Below are 16,430 nucleotides of genomic sequence, written 5' to 3'. Positions count from 1 at the left end.
GCGCGAAGACTCCTGCGGGAGGACGGGGCTGGGGAGACCCCGCAGGAGTCTCGCGCCGAGGAGGCTCCCCGGACCGCCCGCGGAAAGCGAAGCGCCTGGAGCGCAAATCAACATGCAAGTATTACACAGCCTATTCAAAAGGGGTGCTGGAAATCTCCAAGGCAACCGCCAGTTTTCCAGCATTATCATGACCTGCTAAAAGCAGATGATTGTCTTCGTCTATTTCGTAATGCGTAATCCCTTCTGCATAAATCCAGCCAAGGTTGATCTTCAGACCAACCCGAAACGGGCCATTCCCTGTTATTTTTCCTAATTCATAACGGACAAGCGCATTGCGGATGAATGCACCAGCAGAAAAAAATGATTGGTCGTTATGCGATGCATAGGCACCGTTTGTCGTTTCAAGGTGAATGTAGACATCTTTATTGGCAAAGCTCGTAATCGCAGCCTGTGCGCCTTTCATATCAATAGGTTCCAAAGTGCAACCTCCTTTCCCTTCATAAATAGAATGATTAAGTCTAATGTCTATTTTAGTTAATAATGTAACTATCATACTAGAATCAGGAAAAAAATGCGAAATCAATGCTCGGTGAAGAAAGGGTCACGGTGCCTGACACCAAAAGATGACACAAAAAGAAAGAGCCGACCAATCGATCGGCTCTTTTCTCTATGGTTATTCAACACAATCTTCACAGTACTCTGTTTTTGAAAGTCCACTGCGGTAGGCACCATGCCAGGTCGGACCGACATATTGGTTTAGCTTGAAGCCTTGCTGGATGGCGGCTGTAATAAACTCTTTCGCGACATCGACAGCATCATAAACGGATTTCCCTTTGGCTAATTCAGCGGTAATCGCTGATGAGTAGGTACAGCCTGCACCGTGCGTGTAGGTAGTTGCAAACTTTTCAGACTCATACATCATAAAGTCCTTTCCATCATAAAGCAGGTCAACCGCATTTTCTTCTGATTGGAGCTTGCCGCCGCCCTTAATCAATACGAATTTTGAGCCTTGCTCGTGGATTTTTACCGCCGCTTCCTTCATTTCCGCAACAGTACGCGGAGTCTTCATTCCTGCAAGCTGTCCGGCTTCAAACAAATTGGGGGTAACAACTAGAGCGCGCGGTAAGAGAAACTCGCGCATCGCATCGGTCGTTTCTGGATGTAAGACCTCATCTTCCCCTTTACAAACCATAACCGGATCAATAACGACACGCTCCAGTTTATTTTCATCAATTTTTCGCGCCGCTAATTCGATAATTTCAACCGTACCAAGCATGCCTGTTTTCATTGCATCAATGCCCACCGAAAGAATCGTTTCAAGTTGAGTCTCAAGAGTATCAACCGCGATTGGAAACACGTTATGGTGCCAATTGTTTTTCGGATCCATCGTTACAATCGATGTCAGCGCCGTCATTCCATAGACGCCAAGTTCCTGAAATGTTTTTAAGTCTGCTTGAATTCCTGCGCCTCCGCTTGTATCAGAGCCCGCAATCGTCATTACTTTTTTGATCGTCATATGTATCCTCCTTCGTATCTAAACCCTCCTACTTATTATAGAACAATTTTATAAATTTAACAGAATTCACAGGAAGGCAAGACTAGGTAAATCGATTTAGAAGAAATAGTATCCCAATGCCATTTTATAAAGTATTTCCTGAAGAGGAGGGAAATCAATGAACCGTAAAGGTTGTCCCGATGAATATCCCATTACCTTGATTATTAACGGCTACGAAATCGCCGTTTTTCAACTAACAAATTACAACTTAGACGATTGGACCTATGGATATTTGTTTTCTGAAGGCGATGCTGTTTCCCAAATTCAGGTTTGCGAAGAATGTAATGGCTATATTAAGATTATTGATATACGACAATATATTGAAAAACCATCAGCAGCCTTACTAGATTTACACTCGATCCACTTGGATTATGTGGCACAGGAAAATGGCTATCATGCGGTGGGCGAGAAAAATGATTTGAATTAAGAGGGTGCTCGAATATGAAGGCAGCGGCTATTATTTTATCAGGTGGAAAATCAAGCAGGATGGGCACCAATAAAGCGCTTTTAAAAATAAACGAAAAAACCAACATTGAGAGAATTGCCGATACGCTAAAGTTGTCCTTTAATGATATAATTCTTGTAACCAATCATCCTGAAGACTATCAATTTTTAGGATTGAAGATGGTCTCGGATTATTATCCAGATAAAGGACCGCTTGCAGGGGTTCATGCCGGCTTGCTGTCTTCCAAATATGATACGAATTTTATTGTAGCTTGTGATATGCCATTTGTTTCAGGAGAACTTGCAGCGGTGCTCGTTCAAAAATGCGGCGATTATGATGCGGTCATCCCCGTCATTAATGGAGTCCAGCACCCTTTATTTGCCGTCTTCCAAAAGAGGGTGGCAGACGAGGTTGCCCATAGGATTGAAGCGGATCGTCTCCGGATGAAGCATTTGCTCGATCACTTAAACGTTTTATATGTAACAGAAAAAGACCTTCACTCAAACAGTATGGACTTAGAACGAGTCTTTTTTAATATGAATCACCCAAACGAGTATGAAGACGCCAAAAAGTGGGCTGAAGCGGATTTTTCCCGCTTTAACGAGCAGAACAAGGAAGTATAAGGGGGAAATAGAGAACCATGCAATTTTTCAAAGTAAAAACAGTAGAAGAAACATTTGCCTTAATCGAGGAAAAAATACCGGCAACCAATCAAACTGAAGTACGGGTGCTCGAAGAGGCGCTTCACTATATCCTTGCTGAACCAGTGATTGCGCAGGAAAATGTGCCGAGTTTTGATCGTTCAACGGTGGATGGATATGCTGTTCGTGCCAAGGATACGTATGGTTCTTCCGAATCCATGCCAGGCTTCCTTACGGTTACAGGGGAAGTGAAAATGGGTGAGGTTCCAACTGCACAAGCCGGCCCAGGTAAAGCGGTCTATGTGCCAACGGGCGGGATGCTTCCGATCGGAAGTGACAGCGTTATCATGATTGAGCATTGTGAAGATGTCGATACGCTATTAAATACATACAAGCAGATTGCACCCGGAGAAAACGTGATTCGGGCCGGGGAAGATATTAAAAAAGGAGAAACGCTTCTTACGGCAGGCACGAAACTTCGTCCGCAGGAACTAGGGGCACTTGCCTCTTTAGGGGTTACGACTGTAACGGTCTACCGCAAAGTAAAAGTAGGTTACCTTTCGTCGGGGGATGAAATTGTTCCCTATCAAACCGAAACCTTAGTAGAAGGGCAAATTCGCGACATCAACTATTTGACGATTTCAGGATTAGCGAGCGAATGGAATGTGGATGTCTTATATGGCGGCATTGTCCGTGATGATTTTGAGGAGTTTAAACAAAAGGCCCGTGAACTCTATCAGCAGGTAGATTGTTTAATCCTTTCCGGCGGAAGCTCGGTCGGCGCAAAGGATTATACCACGGATGTCATCCAGTCTTTAGGCGACCCGGGAGTATTTGTCCACGGTATTTCGATTAAGCCGGGGAAACCGACGATTTTGGCAATGGCTAATGGGAAACCAGTGATAGGACTGCCAGGTCATCCAGCCTCCGCGATGATTATCTTTAAGCTGTTTGGCGAGCAAATTTTACGAAAATTAAAGGGCGAGGACTCGCGGCGGAAACCGGAGCGTATTTTTGCTAGAATCACAAAAAATATTCCTTCCTCACCAGGACGGTCTGATTATATTCGGGTCCGTTTATTTGAAAAAGAAGGGGAATGGTGGGCTGAGCCGATTATTGGCAAGTCCGGTTTAATTACAACCTTGGTCAAAAGCGATGGAATTGTTGAGATTAGTTCAGAAAAAGAGGGAATTTCACAGGGAGAATACGTACCTGTGATCGCATCACGATAAGGGGGGCTAAGCAGTGAATTATAAAAACTTTAAACGAAAAATATATTTAGAAGATAAACCCCGAGCACAAGCCAGAGAAGAAATTCTTGCGGCTTTTAGGCTGACCCCTGAAAAGGAAGAAATCTCAACGATTACCTCCTTGGGCCGTGTGACAGCTGAACCCATTTTTGCGCGGGTCTCGATGCCGCATTACCATGCAAGTGCAATGGATGGAATTGCGGTCATTGCTGAAAATACCTATACAGCCCATGAGCAAAATCCACTTCGTCTGAAACGGGGCGAAGAATTTTGTTATGTTGATACGGGGAACGCGATCCCTTCACCGTTTAACGCCGTCATTATGATTGAGCATGTCGATTGTCTTGATGAGGAAACGATTGAAATTATCGAGCCAGCAACCCCTTGGCAGCATATTCGTCCGATTGGCGAAGACGTGGTTCAAGAGGAAATGCTTTTTCCACAAGGGCATATCATCCGGCCAGCTGATTTAGGTGTCCTATTAGCAGGACAGCAAACCGTCATTCTTGTTGCAAAGAAGCCTGTCGTGACGATTATTCCGACCGGGAGTGAACTGGTTGAAGCCAATGCTGAGTTAGCACCTGGACAGATCATTGAATTTAATGGCTCTGTATTTGCTGGCTTCATTAAGGATTGGGGCGGTGAACCGAACCTCCTTCCGATTGTGAAGGACGAGCCTGAAAAAATAAAAGAAGTACTTTTAGAAGCAGCTGAGACCTCTGATATCATCGTCATTAATGCGGGTTCATCAGCAGGCTCGAAGGACTACACGGTCCACATTATTGGCGAAATCGGCGAAGTCTTTACCCATGGGGTCGCCGCACGGCCAGGCAAACCTGTCATTTTAGGAAAAATAAATGGGAAGATTGTTGTCGGAGTTCCGGGCTATCCAGTCTCGGCTTATTTGGCGCTCGAGTGGTTTGTTAGACCGCTTATCTGCAAGTATCTGCAAATCCCTGAACCCAAAAGGCAGACCGTGTCCGTTAAGCTAGGGCGCCGCATCGTTTCGTCCATGGGTGCGGAGGACTTCGTACGAATGAATATCGGCTATGTGAATGGACAGTTCGTTGCCAATCCGCTGACAAGAGCGGCAGGAGTGACGATGTCATATGTCAGGGCAGATGGCCTGTTAATCGTCCCGGCTAACATTATTGGTTACGAACAAGGGGAGCTGGCCGAAGTAGAACTGCTCCGCCCGCTTGAGGAAATCAAACAGGCGATTGTGTTTTGCGGCAGCCACGATTTGACGATTGACCTGTTGTCATCTCGATTAAAACAGGTGCGGACCGACATGAAAATTGTCTCCTCGCATGTCGGCAGTATGGCAGGCATCATGGCGATACGAAAAGGAGAGGCCCATGTAGCGGGTATTCATTTGCTTGACCCAAGTACAAAAGAATATAATATCTCCTATATAAACAAACTATTAGCCGGTCAAGACGTCGTTCTGTATCCATTTTTAAAAAGAAAGCAAGGCTGGATCCTTCCAAAGGGCAATCAGCTTGGCATTGAATCAGCGGTTGACTTAGCCCGTGTGAACGCGAATTACGTTAACCGTCAAAAAGGAGCGGGAACCCGAATCCTCTTTGATCTTTTACTCGAAGAAGGGTGCCTGACACCAGAAGATATTACCGGTTATGACCGGGAAATGTTTTCTCATTTAGCGGTAGCAGCGGAAGTGAACGGTGATGAGCACGGGGCAGGTCTCGGGATTTATCCTGCCGCAAAGGCGATGGACCTAGATTTTGTGCCTGTTGCTGATGAAGAATATGATTTGCTTATGACGAGAGGCTTTTATGAGAGCGAAAGCGGCAAGCTGCTAATGGCAATAATCCAATCGGCTCCGTTTAAAGAACAAGTCGAAAAAATTGGCGGTTACCAAGTGGTCGAAAATGCAGAGCCTAAGTGCTTGGGTGTAGAGGTGTAATCAGGATGATGTATCAAATATCAAAGGAACCAATCGATATTCAAGCAGTAATTGATAAAGTGGTCCAGCGCGAAGCCGGTGCGATTACGACGTTTATCGGTACCGTACGGGAATTAACGAAGGGTAAAAAAACGTTGTTCTTAATCTATGAAGCATACGAAGCAATGGCTGTGAAGAAGCTTGAGCAAATTGGCCAGGAAATTGAACAGCGCTGGGAAGGTTCATGCGTTGCGATCTCCCACCGAGTAGGCCGTTTAGATATAACGGATGTAGCGGTGGTCATTGCCGTCTCGACGCCGCACCGTGCTGATGCCTATGAAGCCAACCGCTATGCGATTGAACGGATCAAAGAAATCGTCCCGATCTGGAAGAAAGAGCATTGGGAGGAAGGCGAAGCATGGATGGGCAATCAGCTTGAAACCGTCGCCTACCCAAGCGGCAAGCCCGAGGAGAGTGACTTAAATGAATAAGGTGCTATTTTTTGCCCATTTACGTGACGCGGTCGGCGAAGAGTTTCTTTCCGTCGATGCCAGTGGAAAAACGGTGGCAGAATTAAAAGCTGAGTTATCGGCTAAATATAACCTGCCGAAAATGGACACCGTGATGACTGCGGTCAATGAAGAATTTGCCTTGAACGACGAAATCATTCGAGATGGTGATGAAATTGCCTTTATTCCGCCAGTAAGCGGAGGATGATCATCATGAACGAACGGTATTCACGGCAGGTCCTCTTTCCTGGGATTGGTAAAGAAGGGCAAGCTAAGATTAGCAGCAAGCATGTACTAATCATCGGGGCGGGGGCTTTAGGGTCAGGAAGTGCTGAGGTGTTGACCCGGGCCGGCGTTGGCAAGATTACGATAATTGACCGAGATTATGTTGAGGCCAGCAATCTGCAGCGCCAGCAGCTCTATACCGAAGAAGATGTCGCCGAGAAACTTCCAAAGGCTGCGGCGGCAGAAAAACGCTTACGGGCGATTAACTCCGATGTGGAAGTGGTTTCGATCATCGGTGATGCTACTCCTGAATTGCTGGAGGAACTTATCCTTGGTGTTGATGTGATGGTCGATGCGACGGATAACTTCGAAACACGGATGGCGATAAATGATGTCTCACAAAAATACCAGGTCCCGTGGATCTATGGAGCCTGCGTTGGCAGCTTTGGAATGACGTTTTCGATGATTCCAGGGAAAACTCCCTGTTTAAATTGCCTGTTGCGCTCGATTCCGCTTCAGGGCATGACCTGTGATACGGGCGGAATTATTTCTCCTGCCGTGCAAATGGTAATCGCCCATCAGACAGCGGAAGCGATGAAGATGTTAGTCGAGGATTGGGACGCGGTGCGGACTTCTTTTGTCAGCTTTGATTTATGGAGAAATCAATATACAAGCTTAAAGATGTCGAAGGCAAAGTTTGCCGGCTGCTTGTCGTGCGGCGAGGAACGGACGTATCCATATCTTGATCATGAAAATATGACGAAAACAACGGTCCTGTGCGGCCGCGACACGGTCCAAATCCGCCCCTCGACCCAAGGGGAGATATCGTTGGAACGTCTTGCTAGACAACTTAGTACACTTGGATATATGGTGAAGGGCAACCCGTATTTGGTGTCGGTTGAAATGGGCGAAGAACGGATCGTTATTTTTCAAGATGGCCGTGCCCTTATTCACGGGACAAAGGATTTGACCCATGCCAAATCGATTTACCAGCGGATCTTAGGATAAGCTATGACCTGTACCTTTAGTGGTACGGGTTTTTCTTTGTCAACATTCGAGGTGTTTCACGTGAAACAATGGAGATTATGTCGAAGTGTCTGCCAATCTCTCGGGCTAATTTTTCGAAAAAAAGGTCATACTCATGTAGAATAGAAACGAGACTGAAATTTGAGGTGCTTGATAAGTGAATATATCCGTCCAAAAACTATTAACGAAAATAGAAGCAGAATTGAAGCTGGCGAAAACCAGCACGAAGGAAGAAAGCTTGCGGGAAAAAGTTTACTCTATTAAAATATTATGCGAGTTGCTGCTAGACGAAAAACCGTCACTGACAAGCGAGGTTCCGGCGGCCCCAATGCCTGCAGTTCAACCTGCCATCTCGTTCCAGGCTTACCAACAGCCAGTAATGAACCAACCAATCGTTCAACAAGCACCAACATTACAGCAACCGAAGAAACTCGACATGGAAGACGAAGCAAATGGGGATTCGCTATTTGATTTTTAACAAAGGGGGAGATTTATAGATGAAAGTATTTATTATTATAGGAGCCATCAATGCCTTTATAGCGGTTGCACTAGGTGCCTTTGGTGCTCATGGGTTAAAAGACAAACTGGATGCACATTATTTAGATATTTGGAAAACAGGGGTCACCTATCAAATGTTCCATGCGATAGGTATTTTAATAATCGGTCTGCTGATTAGTAAAGTAGCTGCTTCCAGTCCGCAATTCACCTGGTCAGGATGGTTAATGCTGGCCGGTATTATCTTTTTTAGCGGCAGTTTGTATGTATTGAGCTTGACGAAGATTGGCATCTTAGGAGCAATTACACCAATCGGCGGGGTCTGCTTCTTAGCAGCCTGGATCCTCATGGTGGTTGGAGCGGTTAAACATCTGTAATTGAAAGAAAGGCATTGGGCGGCGCTCCCAATGCCTTTTTTCTCCTCGAAAAAATAAAACACCAATTGTGGGTCAATTGGTGTTTGTTTGAAATAATTTATCTTGGCGGGTAAGTAGCTGGCGGGGAACTGCCATATGGATATTCATACTCGATTTCTTCTGGAAATTGAATATAATCGACAGCAACCATTGGGATAAGCCAACGGGTCCCGGCTTGTGGGTCGCTTAAGATCACATGGTCTCTTCCTGCCGCTTCAATAATCCCTGTAAATTCTTTCGCATTCCATTTATTATTGCCCTCAAAGGTGGCAAACACAGTGCACAATTTTCCTTTATTTAAGCGTAAAATATTTTCGATGTACGACTGCTCGAGTGGCAGCTGCCCTGGTGCTTGCGAAGGCGGTGCAGATGGTGCCCCTGCTGGTGGGAATTGCGGGAATCCTTGTGCACCAGGTGCTGGATAAAAACTTTGCCTGCCCCCCGGCATCCCTTGATCTCCCTGTTGTTGTCCTGCTGCTCCAGTATAAGGCTGAAATCCCTGTGGATTGTAGTATTGATTCATCTTTTTCCCTCCTAAAAAGTGAATTAAACGAGTGGCCCAACATACTATTAATACTCCCTCAATCCCAAGTATGTTCCAACGGAGAAAAATAAACTTTTTCCTCTTGAGATTAGTGGCGTTCTTTCTTAGACTCGCTGTTTAAATAGTATGAGCACATGGAGCGGAATATGACTAGCTAATGGGGGAGAAACAGCAAAAAAGTCCCCAGCCGAAGCTGAGAACTTTTATATATTACACATGTAAGAAATTTGCCACGCGTTCTTCTTCTAGCAGGTTACCAACAAAGAATGAGCCGAATTCTCCGTATCGAGCACTTACTTCATCAAAACGCATTTCATAGACAAGCTTTTTAAATTGAAGGACATCCTCCGCAAACAAAGTAACGCCCCATTCATAATCATCAAAACCAACGGAACCAGTGATAATTTGCTTTACTTTTCCAGCGTATGTACGACCAATCATCCCGTGGCTGCGCATCAAGCTTTTGCGCTCGTCCATCGGCAGCATGTACCAGTTATCGTTGCCCTCGCGTTTCTTATCCATTGGATAGAAGCAGACATATTTGGTTTTAGGCAGCGTCGGGTACAGACGAGCTAAAATTTGCGGATTTTGGTATGGATCCTCACCTGCAGGTAAATAGTTACTTAACTCGACCACTGAAACATACGAATGGGCAGGCATCGTAAATTCAGCCAATCTTGTTTTATTGAATTCGGTTTCAATTTGGTTTAGTTCTTCCATAGTTGGACGCAGAATCATCATCATAAAATCTGCCTTTTGACCAACGATTGTATATAAAGCATGGCTGCCTTCTTTACGTTCCTGTGTAGCATTCCACTTCTCAACTAGACTTAAAAACTCGTGGATCGCTGCTTGTCGCTCGTCACTAGGGAGCATTTTCCAAGTTGTCCAATCAACGGTACGGAAATCATGGAGGCAATACCAGCCATCAAGCGTTACTGCTGCTTCACTCATTATAATCACTCCTAAATAATCATTCTTCTTATTTACATTCATTACTATATCATAGTTTGACCCAGTGGCGCGCGAATAAACCTTTCTAAATAGGCAAATGGATATTTTTATGGGAAAAAGTAAATTCTAAAACCTAGAGTGTAATTTTTTGAAAAGATAAACTTTTAGCTGGTGTGAGTGATATCCTTGAAATTTAAAAAAGGTAAAGTATGCTAATTAGGTAGGTTTATTAAGGGAGGATTTTAGTCGTGAGTGATTTATTTGAGGGATTAAAGCAAAAAGTTTCTGGACGTGAATTGAGAATCGTTTTTCCAGAAGGATTAGACGAACGGATTGTCAGAGCTGCAGGTCGTTTGGCTTCAGAAAAATTAATGACACCGATCTTGATTGGCAACATCGAACAGGTTCAGGCCAAAGCGGCAGAGGTTGGCGTATCGCTCGACGATGCGGAAATTTATGACCCTGCGAGCTTTGCAGGCATGGACGAACTTGTGGCTGCGTTTGTGGACCGCCGCAAAGGGAAAGTAACCGAAGAGAATGCCCGGAAAATTTTGCTCGATGGAAACTATTTCGGCACGATGCTTGTTTATTTAAATAAAGCACACGGCCTTGTCAGCGGTGCGGCCCACTCCACAGCGGATACGGTGCGCCCTGCGTTACAGATTATCAAGACAAAAGAAGGCGTCAAGAAAACGTCGGGTGTGTTCATCATGGTTCGTGAGGATGAAAAGTATGTGTTCGCCGATTGTGCGATTAATATTGCACCAGACAGCAATGATTTAGCTGAAATTGCGATTGAAAGCGCGAAGACAGCCAATATGTTTGATATCGAACCGCGCATTGCGATGCTCAGTTTTTCGACGAAGGGTTCAGCAAAATCACCGGAAACGGAACGAGTGGCTGCGGCAGTCGAAGAAGCCAAGCGTCGTGACCCATCACTTGTCTTGGACGGAGAGTTTCAGTTTGATGCAGCGTTTGTTCCGTCTGTTGCAAAAAGTAAGGCACCGAATTCACCGCTGCAAGGGGATGCAAATGTGTTCATCTTCCCTAGCCTTGAAGCAGGAAATATCGGCTATAAAATTGCACAGCGCTTAGGTGGCTTTGAAGCGGTCGGACCGATTTTACAGGGCTTAAATGCACCAGTAAACGATCTATCACGCGGTTGTAATGAAGAAGACGTCTACAAACTGGCGTTAATTACAGCGGCGCAAGGATTATAAGAGGTTTGAGAAGGGCTGGTCCACGGGTGGTGGGCTGGCTTTTTTAGTGACCGAACGAGGTCCAATCTGTTTTATTTTCCTTCTTTTTGTTAAAATAAGTCTATAAAATCAGTAAGGAGTTACTCAAATGGAAGGGTTACTACATCAACCGCAATGGCGAATCATCGATCAATCCGCTGTTGGCATTCATTTTCAAGCATTACAATCGTTTGGAACGGATGATACCCTGTGTGCATCGGTCGGATCGGGTCAGGCACCGGCAACCGCACGGACATGGGTCCACCACAATACCATCGTCCTCGGCATCCAGGATACCAAATTGCCATTTTTACAAGCAGGCATTCAATTTCTTCAGGAGCAAGGCTATCAGTCGATTGTTAGAAATTCCGGCGGCCTCGCTGTCGTCCTGGATGAAGGCGTCCTCAACGTTTCGTTAATTTTTCCAGAGGCGGAAAAAGGTATTGATATTAATCGCGGCTATGAAACGATGTGGCAGCTCATTCAAAACATGTTTGCGGACTTCCCGCACCAGATTGAGGCCAGGGAAATTATCGGCTCTTATTGCCCAGGAAGTTACGACCTGAGTATCGATGGGAAAAAGTTTGCCGGTATCTCTCAGCGCCGTCTTAAAAAAGGGGTTGCTGTCCAGATTTATCTTTGTGTGAATGGCAGCGGTCAAAAACGGGCCGAGCTGGTCAGGCAATTTTACAAACTAGCAAAACAAGAGGAAGAAACAAAATTTTCCTATCCGGAAATTGTCCCTGCGGTCATGGCATCACTTGCGGAATTGCTTGGGACCGATTTGACTATCGGCGATGTAATGCTCCGTCTATTAAACCAGTTAAAGGAAAATAGTGAATTTTTATATGCTGGGCCATTGAATGACTATGAGCTGGCCTTATTTCCCGGTTATTATCAAAGGGTCATTGATCGTAATGAAAAAATCGCCGCCATGTAAAAAGCCGCAAATCCCACCCGAGTGGAATTGCGGCTTTTATTCAAAGAGATGTTGTGCGTTTGCTCTTCTCCCTATTCTCTTAACTCTGTTTTCTGTCTAGCTATAGAGCCCAACGGCTAGTGTACTTCGCCCTCCGCCCTACGATAAGTCAAGCACGAATGCGCTAACGCTCTCCGTGTTGTCTAGCTTCAGCGCCTAGGGGCTCGGGGTCATAAGCCAATCCGTCCTGAAGGTTAAAAAGCAACCTTCAAGCCGGCTCGTCTTATGCCTGTCGCCCCTGGACAAGGCGCTTCCGCTTTTCTATTTTCCTTTTATCTCAGTTGGAGTGCTCCAGTCCATACGCCGCTAAACGGGCTCTTCCGCTTTTCTTTATTCTGCTACTTTTTCAAGATTCCCGTTACGGTCCATTTTGAATTTAGTCGCTGGTCTTTCTTCTTCTTCAAATAAAACAAGCTTGCGGGCGCGGTTCATAATCTTCATTAAGGTCTCGTAATCTTCCTGAATGGTTTCGGTATTCTGCTCAAGCCCCGCGATTTTTGCTGACATTTCTTCATTGTGACGCCTTACCTCAGCCAGCTCTCTTTTCAATCTTTCATTCTCACTTTTTAATGCCTCATTTTGCAGATTGGCATGATGAAAGTTTTGCAAATAAGTAATGACCGAATCAAGCGAAAGCCCTGCGGTATTTGCCTGGCGGTACGTTTGGACGGATGGTTGAACGGGTGACTGTACTTGAACTGGCGCTTGTGTTTGGACGGAAGCAGTAGGCTTTACATAAGTTTCTTCTGCCATTTCTGCCGTCATATCTGGCAGTTCAAACGAAGTTTCGAGCGGCATTTCAACTTCCATTGGCATCGCTTCAAACTCCGGTGATCCCGTGAGCGGTGGACTATACAGCAGCTTCTTCTTCCCGCCCTGCTCTTTTCCTAAAACTCTTTGTCTTTGTTTCCGTTGCTTTTTAGCTAGCTGTAGTGCCTTTTCATAGCGGTGGCGAACGACGGCATTCCATCTGAACCCACACGCGGCAGAAGTACGATTAAGCTTGTCGCCTACTTCTTCAAAAGCGTTCAGCTGGGTACTTCCTTCTCTTACATGTCTAAGGACAGTCTCGGCTAAAAGCAAATCATTCTCATCTGTCCATGCATCTTGACGAACTTTCATATTTTCAACTCCCTATTATAATTTTTTTGATGAACCCGCCAATGTATCTTGACGAGTTTTTAAAAGTTCTAGTCTTAGGATGGACAAGTTTATGAGCCTTTATACCAAAATGGTTGCAAGGATAGTAGATTTTTTTCACGAGTTTAGTAAAGATTGCAACTTGCAATCGAAAACAAGAAAATGTAAAATACCATAGGAGTTAATCGGTTGTTTTAAGTAATCCAAACTGGATAAAATATAGATAGAGAGCGAAAAAGAAAGGGTTGTAACAAATGTCCAATGAATTTCGCGTTTGTGATGATTGTCAGGCCGTGAATTTGAAGACATTAATCCCTCGTTTGAAAGAACTGGATCCGGATGCTGAGGTGAAAATTGGCTGCCAATCCTATTGCGGACCAGGCCGGAAAAAGACCTTTGCCTTCGTTAATAACCGCCCGATTGCCGCATTAACGGAAGAGGAATTAATGGAAAAAGTGAATAAAAAGATAAAATAGTCGCCTCGGTCCAATAAACTTAGGTGATTTTTTTTCCCATCAATGTCGAAAAATCCTGTAGAATTTTGCTGAAAACTGGGTGGTTTTTGGGATATAATAGGAAATATATAAGCGGAGGGCTCTGGAAGCCCTACGCGCCAGGAACTAGTATACGAGGAAGAGGGAAGTCTATGGCATATTCGGCGGAAAAGCTTAGTGAAGAAAAAGTATTTAAAGACCCCGTCCACCGCTACGTCCACGTACGTGATCTGGCCATCTGGGATTTAATTGGCACAAAAGAGTTTCAGCGCTTGCGGCGCATCAAACAGCTAGGAACTACTTTTTTAACCTTTCACGGCGCAGAACACAGCCGTTTCAACCATTCACTAGGTGTCTATGAAATTGTCCGCCGCATCATTGATGATGTGTTTGCGGGAAGGCCGGAATGGAACGATGACGAACGCCTGTTGACCCTATGCGCGGCCCTGCTCCATGACCTCGGCCACGGACCGTTTTCTCATTCCTTTGAAAAAGTATTCGATTTTGACCATGAGGAGTTTACACGGAAGATTATTTTAGGGAACACCGAAGTGAATAAGGTACTGTTGAAGGTTGGTAAAGATTTTCCTGAAAAGGTAGCCGAAGTGATCGCGAAAACTTCAGAGAAAAAGCTAGTTGTCAGTCTTATTTCCAGTCAAATTGATGCCGACCGGATGGATTATTTGCAGCGAGATGCCTATTTTACGGGTGTCAGCTATGGCCAGTTTGATATGGAACGGATCCTGCGAGTGATGAGGCCGCGCGAGGATCAAGTGGTGATCAAAAAAAGCGGGATGCATGCGGTGGAAGATTATATAATGAGCCGCTACCAGATGTATTGGCAGGTCTATTTTCATCCGGTGTCGCGCAGTGCGGAGGTCATTTTGACAAAAATTCTCCACCGCGCCAAGCAATTATTTGAGGAAAACTATTCTTTTAAATATGAACCGATCCACTTTACTTCGATCTTCAATGAAAAAGTAACCTTAGAAGACTATTTAAAATTAGATGAATCCGTGATTTTATATTATTTTCAAATTTGGCAGGAGGAAACTGACCCGATTATAAGCGACCTCTGCCGGCGGTTTGTGAATCGCAATCTATTTAAGTATGCCGAATTTGATCCTGCGAAAGAATACAAAAAGCTCGCCGAATTAGGTTCCTTATTCAAAAAGGCAGGGATTGATCCTGAATACTATTTAGTTGTCGATTCCTCGTCGGATTTGCCGTATGATTTCTACCGTCCTGGAGAGGAAGAGGAACGGCTGCCGATTCATTTGTTGATGCATAATGGGGAATTGAAGGAGCTTTCTAGAGAGTCAGAGATCGTTGATGCGATCTCGGGGAAAAGAAGAACGGATCACAAGCTCTATTACCCGGCTGATTTCCTAGAGGATGACTCCTCCAAAAAGAATGTCAAAAAGCAAATCCGTGCCCTTTTAGAGCTATAGAACGATTGGTGCCTGACACCCAATATTGATCTGTTGAGATGGAGTAGGAGATGACGAACGTTGTTAAATGATCATGCGAAGCTGATGCAGGCGGTTATGGTTTCCGGTGAAATTATCGGACGAAAAAAGCTGCAAAAGATGATATATATTGCCAAAAAGGTGGCTTTCCCTTTTCATGAGCGGTTCCAGTTTCACTTTTATGGCCCCTACTCAGAGGAATTGACGTTACGGGTCGAAGAGCTTTGTAATATGGGATTTCTTAATGAGGTGAAGGAGAAAAAGGGCGGTTATTTTCAGTATCGCTACACATTGACGGAGCCGGGAAAAGAATTTTTAAGTGTGAATGAGGTTGAGATGCCGTTTTTGCAGGATTGCCTGGTGGATATGAATGAGCAGAATGCTAGATTCTTGGAGTTGGTTTCCACGGTTTTATATTTTGATAATCTTCCAAAAGAAGAGGTCATGAACAAGGTGTTTTCATTAAAAGCCAGCCAGCGCTATACGGAAGCGGAAGTCGATGAGGCCTATCAATATATCGAATCCTTAAAAGGTAAAATTCAATAAGTCATGTCGAACACCATTTGGACTGCTGCGGAGTCTGGGTGGTGTTTTTTGAGACCATCGGAGCTCGTTCGAAAGACATTTCTCTTGTTTCCTAGTGAGTTTTTGTCCATCGGAACCGGTACGAAAGACATTTCTCCAGTTCCCTTGTGGAATTCTGTCTATCGGTATCCGTACAATCGCACGCAATTTTCAGTTAAATCAATACTTTTTTAGTTGTGGATTTGTTATGATTTGTATAAAGAGGGAAAAAATGATATTTGGGGAGGACTTTGCGCTATGACAGGGACAATTGCGGTTATTATGGTATTTGGGATTCCGATCACTGCTATCATCACCAGCCATTTTCAGAAGCAGTCGAAAATAAAAGCCAATATGCTGAAGGATGAGCTCGAACTCGAAAAATTAAAACATATAAATTATCTCGCTGAAACCGAAAAAATGAAGCTTGAGCTGGAAAAAATGAAAATTGGAAGTCCAAAAGACGAGATGAAGTTTTTGTAACATCAAAAAGTGCACAAAAAAGGTGTCAGGCACCATGTGAAAATTTCACATGGTGCATGACACCACTACTTAGATTACTGTCTAGCTCCAGCGCCCA

20 protein-coding genes are annotated in these 16,430 nt (G+C 44.7%); 15 read left to right on the top strand and 5 right to left on the bottom strand.

Annotated features, from left to right (window positions below; translation table 11 throughout):
- Positions 1 to 130 precede the first annotated feature (130 nt).
- Positions 131 to 463 carry a YojF family protein gene (locus AB7942_RS28935; RefSeq protein WP_098932519.1) on the bottom strand — a complete coding sequence of 111 codons (333 nt, stop codon included), beginning with the start codon at positions 461 to 463 and terminating at the stop codon, positions 131 to 133.
- Between the two features lie 210 nt (positions 464 to 673).
- Entirely contained in the window at positions 674 to 1,516 is an 843-nt protein-coding gene (gene pdxK / locus AB7942_RS28930; RefSeq protein ID WP_369449538.1) for a pyridoxine/pyridoxal/pyridoxamine kinase, read from the bottom strand.
- Positions 1,517 to 1,673: 157 nt separating this feature from the next.
- Here pdxK and AB7942_RS28925 point away from each other — a divergent pair, with 157 nt between their 5' ends.
- The 9 genes from AB7942_RS28925 to AB7942_RS28885 all read left to right on the top strand — a co-directional run bounded on the left by AB7942_RS28925 (position 1,674) and on the right by AB7942_RS28885 (position 8,429).
- Entirely contained in the window at positions 1,674 to 1,982 is a 309-nt protein-coding gene (locus AB7942_RS28925; RefSeq protein WP_369449537.1) for a hypothetical protein, read from the top strand.
- Positions 1,983 to 1,996: 14 nt separating this feature from the next.
- Positions 1,997 to 2,623 (top strand): molybdenum cofactor guanylyltransferase, encoded by a 627-nt coding sequence (mobA, locus tag AB7942_RS28920; RefSeq protein WP_369449536.1) that lies wholly within the window; start codon positions 1,997 to 1,999, stop codon positions 2,621 to 2,623.
- 17 nt (positions 2,624 to 2,640) lie between these two features.
- Positions 2,641 to 3,873, top strand: coding sequence for a molybdopterin molybdotransferase MoeA (locus tag AB7942_RS28915; RefSeq protein ID WP_369449535.1), 1,233 nt, complete (start codon positions 2,641 to 2,643; stop codon positions 3,871 to 3,873).
- A gap of 13 nt (positions 3,874 to 3,886) precedes the next feature.
- Complete coding sequence (locus AB7942_RS28910) at positions 3,887 to 5,818, top strand: molybdopterin biosynthesis protein (protein WP_369449534.1); 1,932 nt, start codon at positions 3,887 to 3,889, stop codon at positions 5,816 to 5,818.
- Positions 5,819 to 5,823: 5 nt separating this feature from the next.
- Positions 5,824 to 6,288 (top strand): molybdenum cofactor biosynthesis protein MoaE, encoded by a 465-nt coding sequence (locus AB7942_RS28905; RefSeq protein ID WP_335438678.1) that lies wholly within the window; start codon positions 5,824 to 5,826, stop codon positions 6,286 to 6,288.
- Positions 6,281 to 6,514, top strand: coding sequence for a molybdopterin converting factor subunit 1 (gene moaD, locus AB7942_RS28900; RefSeq protein WP_369449533.1), 234 nt, complete (start codon positions 6,281 to 6,283; stop codon positions 6,512 to 6,514). The genes AB7942_RS28905 and moaD overlap by 8 nt, the downstream gene beginning before the upstream one ends.
- 5 nt (positions 6,515 to 6,519) lie before the next feature.
- Positions 6,520 to 7,539 carry a thiazole biosynthesis adenylyltransferase ThiF gene (locus AB7942_RS28895; RefSeq protein WP_369449532.1) on the top strand — a complete coding sequence of 340 codons (1,020 nt, stop codon included), beginning with the start codon at positions 6,520 to 6,522 and terminating at the stop codon, positions 7,537 to 7,539.
- A gap of 175 nt (positions 7,540 to 7,714) precedes the next feature.
- Entirely contained in the window at positions 7,715 to 8,035 is a 321-nt protein-coding gene (locus AB7942_RS28890) for a YwdI family protein (RefSeq protein ID WP_088084789.1), read from the top strand.
- A 19-nt stretch (positions 8,036 to 8,054) separates the two neighbouring features.
- Entirely contained in the window at positions 8,055 to 8,429 is a 375-nt protein-coding gene (locus tag AB7942_RS28885) for a DUF423 domain-containing protein (RefSeq protein WP_369449531.1), read from the top strand.
- A gap of 97 nt (positions 8,430 to 8,526) precedes the next feature.
- Here the strand turns inward: AB7942_RS28885 and gerQ are convergent, their stop codons facing one another.
- Positions 8,527 to 8,991 carry a spore coat protein GerQ gene (gerQ, locus tag AB7942_RS28880; protein ID WP_369449530.1) on the bottom strand — a complete coding sequence of 155 codons (465 nt, stop codon included), beginning with the start codon at positions 8,989 to 8,991 and terminating at the stop codon, positions 8,527 to 8,529.
- A 231-nt stretch (positions 8,992 to 9,222) separates the two neighbouring features.
- Entirely contained in the window at positions 9,223 to 9,966 is a 744-nt protein-coding gene (hemQ, locus tag AB7942_RS28875; protein ID WP_098932355.1) for a hydrogen peroxide-dependent heme synthase, read from the bottom strand.
- Positions 9,967 to 10,214: 248 nt separating this feature from the next.
- Between hemQ and pta the strand changes: the two genes are divergently transcribed.
- Together pta and lipL are read left to right on the top strand one after the other, a co-directional pair.
- Complete coding sequence (pta, locus tag AB7942_RS28870; protein WP_369449529.1) at positions 10,215 to 11,186, top strand: phosphate acetyltransferase; 972 nt, start codon at positions 10,215 to 10,217, stop codon at positions 11,184 to 11,186.
- A 127-nt stretch (positions 11,187 to 11,313) separates the two neighbouring features.
- On the top strand, positions 11,314 to 12,144 hold the full coding sequence (gene lipL, locus AB7942_RS28865; protein ID WP_369449528.1) for an octanoyl-[GcvH]:protein N-octanoyltransferase: 831 nt from the start codon (positions 11,314 to 11,316) through the stop codon (positions 12,142 to 12,144).
- 369 nt (positions 12,145 to 12,513) lie between these two features.
- Here lipL and AB7942_RS28860 read toward each other — a convergent pair whose 3' ends face one another.
- Positions 12,514 to 13,305 carry an RsfA family transcriptional regulator gene (locus AB7942_RS28860; protein ID WP_369449527.1) on the bottom strand — a complete coding sequence of 264 codons (792 nt, stop codon included), beginning with the start codon at positions 13,303 to 13,305 and terminating at the stop codon, positions 12,514 to 12,516.
- Positions 13,306 to 13,577: 272 nt separating this feature from the next.
- Between AB7942_RS28860 and AB7942_RS28855 the strand changes: the two genes are divergently transcribed.
- From AB7942_RS28855 to AB7942_RS28840, 4 genes are all read left to right on the top strand, one after another.
- A complete protein-coding gene (locus AB7942_RS28855; RefSeq protein WP_369449526.1) occupies positions 13,578 to 13,799 on the top strand; it encodes a YuzB family protein in 222 nt (73 codons plus the stop codon).
- Between the two features lie 170 nt (positions 13,800 to 13,969).
- Positions 13,970 to 15,268, top strand: coding sequence for an HD domain-containing protein (locus tag AB7942_RS28850; RefSeq protein ID WP_168241321.1), 1,299 nt, complete (start codon positions 13,970 to 13,972; stop codon positions 15,266 to 15,268).
- 60 nt (positions 15,269 to 15,328) lie between these two features.
- The gene (locus AB7942_RS28845; RefSeq protein WP_369449525.1) at positions 15,329 to 15,832 is read left to right on the top strand and encodes a YwgA family protein; all 504 of its coding nucleotides are present in this window, start codon (positions 15,329 to 15,331) and stop codon (positions 15,830 to 15,832) included.
- A 276-nt stretch (positions 15,833 to 16,108) separates the two neighbouring features.
- The gene (locus AB7942_RS28840; RefSeq protein WP_335438668.1) at positions 16,109 to 16,333 is read left to right on the top strand and encodes a hypothetical protein; all 225 of its coding nucleotides are present in this window, start codon (positions 16,109 to 16,111) and stop codon (positions 16,331 to 16,333) included.
- Positions 16,334 to 16,430: the final 97 nt, after the last annotated feature.

Source organism: Neobacillus sp. BF23-41, from assembly GCF_041106275.1.
Note: the sequence above shows the minus strand (reverse complement) of the source record. Positions and strands in the feature narration are given on the sequence as shown.